Below are 6978 nucleotides of genomic sequence, written 5' to 3' on the forward strand. Positions count from 1 at the left end.
GCCCGCCACCACCGGCCAGCCCCGCACCAGCGGCCAGCTGGCTAACGCCGTGGCCGACCAGCCTGCCAGCACCGCGTCCGACCGGCCTGCCAGCGCCGAACTCGCCGTCGGCACACCTGCAACCGACAGACCTGGCAGCGACGGACCCGCCGACGACGAGCTCGTCCCGCGGGGCCGGGGGTAGGCGGGTGCAGCGTTTCGAGGGTCATCGGGGCCACCTGTGGGCGGTCGCGTACCGGATTCTCGGCTCGGCCGTCGACGCCGACGACGCCGTGCAGGAGACCTGGCTGCGCTGGCGGGAGGCCGATCGCGACGCCGTGGCGGACGTCCGCGCGTATCTGACCACCGCGGTCAGCAGGATCTGCTACGACCTGCTGACGTCCGCGCGCTCCAGGCGGGAGTCCTACGCCGGGCAGTGGCTGCCCGAGCCGGTGGTGGACGAGCTCGGCCCGGAGGACCGGGTGACCATGGACGAGTCGGTCGGTCTCGCGCTGCTCGCCGTGCTCGAACGGCTTTCTCCGGCCGAGCGGACGGCGTTCGTGCTGCACGACGTCTTCGCGGTGCCGTTCGAGGAGATCGGCGGCATACTCGGCCGCAGCGCCGGGGCGGTGCGGCAACTGGCGTCGCGGGCGCGGGGACGGGTGCAGGAGTACGCGCCGCGGCGCACACCCGACCGGGCGGCGCATCTGAAGGTGGTCGAGGCGTTCGCCGCCGCGGCCACCACCGGGGACCTGCCCGGGCTGATCGCGGTGCTGGACCCGGACGTGGTCTGGCGGGCCGACGGCGGCGGCCGGGTCAGCGCGGCGCTCACCCCCGTGGTTGGCGCGGCCAAGGTGGCCAGGCTGGTGCAGGGCATGATTCAGCGCTGGTACGTGGGCGAGGGCATGTCGGCCGAGTTCCGCGAGGTCAACGGCGCGCCCGGGGTGGTCGTACGGGCTGCGGGCGGGACGGTGGACAGCGTGTTCGCCTTCACGGTGGCCGACGGACGGATCACGGAGGTCGATGTGGTTAGAAATCCGGACAAGCTCCGGCACATCTGACCGACCCCCTGTCCATTCCCTGGCCGCCCCTGGCCGCCCGCGCCGGGCTGTGTCTGGGAATGCCGCGCAGACGCCCCTCTGCGGCATCTCATCGCGGGCCCTCTTCCCGGGCGTCTCGTCGCGAGCGTCTCGTCCCGGGCATCTCGTCCCGGGCATCTCGTCCCGGGCATCTCGTCTCGGGCATCTCGTCTCGGGTGCCCTCATGCTGGACACCCACCCCAACACCTCGGGCCGGGCGCCTCGCGCCGGACACCAGACCGGGCGCCTCATGCCAGCCCTCCATCCCAGGCACCTCATGCCGGGCACCTCCCACCCGACACCTCATGCCGGGCACCTCATGCCGGGCACCTGCCCGGGCGCCTCCCCCGGGACGGCCCCATGTCGGACGCCTCCCACCGGACACCTCGTGCCAAGCGCCTCCCGCCAGGCGTCTCCCGCCGGGTGCCCTTCCGCCGGGCGCCTTCCGCCGAGTACGCCAGCGGGCGGTGCTGCGAGTGAGGCATGTGGGCGGGTCGGACCTGGCACCGCGGAGCGCATGTCACACATGTGACCGACGTCACTCAGACGTTCCGTGTCCCCGTTCCGTCCCCCTCTCGGAAGGCGTACCACACGACGCGGAGGCGGATATGGACATCGTGATCATCGGAGCGGGCTACGCGGGCATGATGACGGCGCTCAGGCTGGACCGGACGCACAACGTCACGCTCATCAACGTCGGCGACGCGTTCGTGCAGCGCGTCAGGATGCACGAGCTGGCCGCGGGACGTCCGAGCGTGAGTATCCCGCTGGCGGAGCTGACCCGGGGCACCGGCATCGACGTGGTCACCGCCACCGTCACCGGCCTGGACCTGGACGCCAAGCAGGTCACCACGGACGACGGCCGGCGATTCCGCTACGACACCCTGGTGTACGCGCTGGGTAGCAGAACCGATGTGAGCGTCCCCGGCGTGGCCGAGCACGCCTACACCGCCGAAACGGCTATGAACCTGCGTGCCCGTCTGACCGGATGGGAGGGGCGGCTGCTGGTGGTGGGCGGCGGGCTGACCGGGATCGAGATGGCGGCCGAGCTGGCCGAGTCGTATCCGTCCTGGCGGGTGGGTCTGGTGACCGGCGCGGAACCGGCCGCCGGGCTGTCGGCCAAGGGCCGGACGCACGTCGCCAAGACTCTCACCAGGCTCGGCGTCACCCTGCACGGCGGCACCCGGGTGCGGTCCGTGGCGCCGGACGGGCTGCGTACCGACCGGGGAGACCTGCCCGCCGACGTGGTGGTGTGGGCGGGCTCGTTCGCCGCGCTGCCGCTGGCCGCCGCATCAGGGCTGACCGTGGACGGGCGCGGGCGGGCGCTGGTCGACCCGACGCTGCGCTCGGTGTCACATCCCGACGTGTACGCGGTGGGCGACGCGGCGGCGGCGCAGGTGCCCGGGGCGGGAACGTCCAGGATGTCGTGCGCGGCGGGGACGCCGATCGGGGCGCACGCGGCGGACGTCATCAACGCCACGGCGAAGGGGCGCCCCGCCCGGCGGTTCCGCTTCAGGTACTTCATGCAGTGCGTCAGCCTGGGCCGGCGCGACGGGGTGATCCAGCTAGTCCGCCACGACGACTCGCCGATCGGCGTGATCGTCAAGGGCCGGGCGGGGGCGTGGGTGAAGGAGCTGGTCTGCCGCTTCACGGTCGCCTCGCTCCGGCTGGAGCGCCTGCGTCCCGGCACCTACCTGTGGCCGAAGTCGCCGGCCCGACTGGGCACCGGTTCGCGGCCGATGCTCTCGGAGACCGGGTCCCAGCGGTGAGTACGAGTTCGCGTGCTGGTGGTCTCGGGGACCCGGTCCAGCGGTGAGTACAAGTTCGCGTGCCAACCGTCTCGGGGATCAGGTCCCAGCCGTGACTGCGAGATCCCGTGCCGGCCGCCTCGGAGACCGGGTCCCAGCCGTGAGTGCGAGTTCACGTGCCGGCCGTCTCGGGAATCAGGACCCAGCCGTGACTGCGAGATCCCGTGCCAACCGCTCAGAGACGCGGCCCCAGCGGTGAGTGTGCGTACCGGCCGTCTCGGGGGCCCGGTCCCAGCGGTGAGTGCGGCAGGATGCCGTCCATGATTCACATCAGACGGGCCGCCCCCCAGGACGCGGCCGCGCTGCTCGACCTGCAGTCCGCCCTGGATGTGGAGACGGACTTCATGCTGGTGGAACCCGGCGAGCGCGACCTGTCGCCTGACGTGACCCGCCGTCGCCTGGCGGACCTGCGACCGCCGTCCTTCCTGCTGCTCGCCCTCGACGAGCAAGGGACGGCGGCGGGCTACGTCGAGGTGGAGGTCCTGCCGTACGCGCGGGCACGGCGCACCGGGTACGTCGTGATGGGCGTACGGCAGGACTTCGCCGGGCAGGGCATCGGTCGGCGGCTGCTGGAGACAGCCACCGAGGAGGCCAGGGCGGCCGGGCTGGCCCGGCTGGAACTCACGGTGATGTGCCGCAACCGGCGGGCGATCGGGCTGTACCTGTCGTGCGGCTACCAGGTGGAGGGCCTGCGGCGCGCCGCGCTGGACGTGGCCGGCGCCCGGGTCGACGAGTACTACATGGGACTGCTGCTGACCTCCCCGGCCCCGAGCTGATCCAGGACCGCCGGTTCGGCACCGGCCACACGGTCCGGGGCCGCCCGGTCCACACCGGTCACACAGTCCGGGGCCGCCCCGTCCGTACCGATCACACCTCCAGGACCGCCCCGTCCGCAGCGATCACACGTCCGAAGCCGCCCGGTCAGCGCCGAAGACGCGCTCCGGAGCCGCCCAGTCGGCACCGGTCACACGGTCCGGGGCCGACCGGTCCGCACCGATCACAGGCTCCGGGGCCGCCCGTTCCACGCCGGTCACACTCTCCGGGGCCGCCTGGCCGGTGGTGAAGAGGCGTTCCAGGACCACGGCGACGCCGTCCTCGTCGTTGGACAGTGTCCGCAGTTCCGTCGCCTCCAGCACCAGCGGATGCGCGTTGGCCATCGCGTACCCGGCGCCCGCGTAAGCGAGCACGGCCAGGTCGTTGGGCATGTCGCCGAACGCGACCACCTCGTCGGCGCTCACCCCTCTCTCCCGGCAGAGCAGGTCGAGCGTGCCCGCCTTGGTCACGCCGAGGGCGCTGATCTCGAGAATGCCGGCGCCGCCGGAGTGGGTGATCTCGGCCTGACCGGCGGCTGCGGCGAGTGCGGCGGCGAGCATGTCGTCGACCTGGTAGGCCGGGGTGTACGCCAGCAGCTTCACCGCCGGCTCGGCCACCTCACGCACTGTGGCGATCTCCAGGCAATACGCCTCGTTGTGCACGTTTCTCCTGGTGTATCCCGCTTCGACCAGGACACGCTGCCCGGTCTCCACCGCGAACGCGATGCCGGGCAGCGCGGCGGACAGCGTGTCGACGAGTGTCCTGAGCACGGCCGGGTCGAGCGGGTACATGCTGATCGCCCGCTTGGAGTCGAGGTCGTAGACGAGGGCGCCGTTGCTGGAGATCACGGTGCCGGTGACGTCGGCGGCCGCGGCGATGGGGTCGATCCCGCGGGGAGGGCGGGCGGTCACGAAGACGATCTCGGCGCCGGCCTCTCTGGCCAGGCGCAGGGCGCGGCGGGTGCGGGGGGAGACGTCGCCGGTGGAGTCGAGGAGGGTGCCGTCCAGGTCGGTTGCCACGATGCGGGGAGAAGTCACATCCGCATTGTCCAGGGTGGGTCAGACGTGGCACAGCTCCGCATCGGCCAGCGGGCCGGCGACTACGCTCAGCTCGCCATTGTCGAACTCGTCCGCGTCGTCGAACCCATCCCTGCCATCGAACCCGTCCCTGCCGTTGAACCGGTCTCTGCCGTCGAACCCGTCAGCGCCGCCGAACCTTTCGGTGCTGTCAAGCACGTCGAGCTCGTCGAGGCCGTCGAGCAGGATCGCGGCGAGCGCCCGCCGCTGGGCGCGGTCGAGCGTCATCGGCAGCACCATCGGCATCAGCTCGATGGCGCCCCCGGGCAGCTGCCTGACGTGGCAGGGGACGAGGGGAGAAGTGTGAACCACTCCTCTAGCCTGGCAGACCGCACCGACAGTTTGGCGCTCTCCCACGGATCATTGCCCAACTTCTCGTGATGGTTTCAAGAGCCGCCGCTTCTCACCGACGCCGGCATCGTCCCGTGCGCCCGCCCCAAACCACATGCACGGCTCCAAGACCACATGCTCGCCTCCATGGCCGCATGTACGACTCCATGGCCACATGTACGCCCCCAAAACCACATGCTCGCCTCCAAGGCCACATGTACGACTCCGAGGCACATGTACGCTTCCGAGGCCGCGAGCAGGACCCCGAGGTCACATGCGCATCTCCGACGGCAGCAGCGTGGCGGCGTTCGAGAGCTCGACGCCGAGGAGCTGACCGGTGTCGGCGTAGTCGAGCACGACGTCCTCCACCACGGCCTGACGTGCCGCCTCCCCCGGCACCATCTCATGCTTCATCGCGATATAGGCCACATCGTGTTCCTTGTCCCAGCTCACGTACACGGTCTGCGGCCGCTGCTCCGACGGCGCGTCGTTCCAGCTCAGCAGCCCTTCTTTGGCCTCGTGCGAGGCGGCGAGCGCCGCACGCGTGACCGCCATCGCCAGTTCCATGGCCTGCAGGGAGTCGAGCCCGGTGACCTTGCGCTCGTGTTCCCACCCTTCGAGCCCGTCGATCCGGTACGGGCACGACCACTCCCCCGTCGGCTCCTCGTACGGCAGGCCGATCGTGAGCATCACGTCGCGGGGCGGCTCGGTACGCAGCATCAGCACCCGATGGGCGATCTCGTACATGTCTGCTGATCTACCCCGGAGGCCACTCATGGAAGACTGGCGTATGCGAACCGAGTCCTACTTGTTCAGTACCGCGCAGAGGTCCCATATCGTCGCCGGAGAAACGTTCCTGACCGCCGTCGCCGAGGACTAGTGTCCTGCCTACGGCCATGAGGGGGACCCAGAGATGAACGACTCGTTCGGCACCCGCCTGCGGGCCAGGCTCGACAAGTTCGGGCCGCTGTGCGTGGGCATCGATCCCAGTCCCGCGCTGCTGCACGCGTGGGGGCTCGACGACTCCCCGGCCGGGCTGGAGCGCTTCAGCCGCACTGTCGTGGACGTGGTCAGCGACCTCGCCGCCGTGGTCAAGCCGCAGTCGGCCTTCTACGAGCGCTGGGGCAGCCGCGGCATCGCGGTGCTGGAGAACATGATCAACGACCTGCGCGAGGCGGGCACGCTGATCCTGCTCGACGTCAAGCGCGGCGACATCGGCAGCACCATGGCCGCCTACGCCGAGGCCTACCTCGACCGGGGCAGCCCGGTGGCGGTCGACGCGATCACGCTCAGCCCGTACCTGGGCTTCGGCTCGCTGGAGGGTGCGATCACCTCGGCGCTGGCCAACGACGCGGGCGTGTTCGTGCTGGCGCGCACCTCGAACCCGGAGGCGTCCAGGCTCCAGCCGCTGGTCGCCGACCAGGTGATCACCGGCGCGGCGGCGGCCAACGCGGGGCATGCGCCGTTCGGGCCCGTGGGGGTGGTGATCGGCGCCACGGTCGGCTCGCTGGAGCTCCCGCTGACCGACCTGAACGGGCCCATCCTCGCGCCCGGCCTGGGCGCGCAGGGCGCCTCACCCGCCGACCTGGCGCGGCTGTTCGCCCCGGTACGCCACGCGGTGCTCCCCTCGGTGTCCAGGGCCGTGCTCGCCGACCCCAAACGGCTGCGCGCCCGAACCCTCCGCTACCGGGACGAATGCGCCACCCACCTCACCGGCGCACTCTGACGCGACCCGGGCTCGGACCCGGCGCGCTCTGTCGGGAACCCCGACGCGGACCCGAACCCGGCGCACTCTGACGCGGCCTCCGGCTCGGACCCGGCGCGGCTGACCCGCCCTCGCCTGCGCGGACCCGCCTCCGCCCGCGTGGGCCCGCCCCCCTGCCCATGCGGACC

The 6978-nt window shown here is 71.7% G+C and carries 7 protein-coding genes; 4 read left to right on the forward strand and 3 right to left on the reverse strand.

Annotated features, from left to right (window positions below; genetic code table 11):
* Positions 1-188: 188 nt before the first annotated feature.
* From sigJ to HII36_RS52020, 3 genes are all read left to right on the forward strand, one after another.
* Positions 189-1040 (forward strand): RNA polymerase sigma factor SigJ, encoded by an 852-nt coding sequence (gene sigJ, locus HII36_RS52010; RefSeq protein WP_173530821.1) that lies wholly within the window; start codon positions 189-191, stop codon positions 1038-1040.
* Between the two features lie 626 nt (positions 1041-1666).
* Positions 1667-2827 carry an NAD(P)/FAD-dependent oxidoreductase gene (locus HII36_RS52015; RefSeq protein ID WP_173530822.1) on the forward strand — a complete coding sequence of 387 codons (1161 nt, stop codon included), beginning with the start codon at positions 1667-1669 and terminating at the stop codon, positions 2825-2827.
* Positions 2828-3126: 299 nt separating this feature from the next.
* A complete protein-coding gene (locus HII36_RS52020) occupies positions 3127-3642 on the forward strand; it encodes a GNAT family N-acetyltransferase (RefSeq protein ID WP_173530823.1) in 516 nt (171 codons plus the stop codon).
* A 123-nt stretch (positions 3643-3765) separates the two neighbouring features.
* Here HII36_RS52020 and HII36_RS52025 read toward each other — a convergent pair whose 3' ends face one another.
* The 3 genes from HII36_RS52025 to HII36_RS52035 form a co-directional block, all read right to left on the reverse strand.
* Entirely contained in the window at positions 3766-4716 is a 951-nt protein-coding gene (locus HII36_RS52025) for an HAD-IIB family hydrolase (protein ID WP_173530824.1), read from the reverse strand.
* Positions 4717-4737: 21 nt separating this feature from the next.
* Entirely contained in the window at positions 4738-5001 is a 264-nt protein-coding gene (locus HII36_RS52030; RefSeq protein WP_173530825.1) for a hypothetical protein, read from the reverse strand.
* A gap of 354 nt (positions 5002-5355) precedes the next feature.
* Positions 5356-5832 carry a DUF2283 domain-containing protein gene (locus HII36_RS52035; RefSeq protein ID WP_173530826.1) on the reverse strand — a complete coding sequence of 159 codons (477 nt, stop codon included), beginning with the start codon at positions 5830-5832 and terminating at the stop codon, positions 5356-5358.
* A gap of 166 nt (positions 5833-5998) precedes the next feature.
* Between HII36_RS52035 and pyrF the strand changes: the two genes are divergently transcribed.
* Positions 5999-6811: an orotidine-5'-phosphate decarboxylase gene (gene pyrF, locus HII36_RS52040; protein ID WP_173530827.1), complete on the forward strand. Its 813-nt coding sequence runs from the start codon at positions 5999-6001 to the stop codon at positions 6809-6811.
* Positions 6812-6978 lie beyond the last annotated feature (167 nt).

Origin of the sequence: Nonomuraea antri (genome assembly GCF_013283785.1) — a bacterium.
Taxonomy (GTDB): Bacteria; Actinomycetota; Actinomycetes; order Streptosporangiales; family Streptosporangiaceae; genus Nonomuraea; species Nonomuraea antri.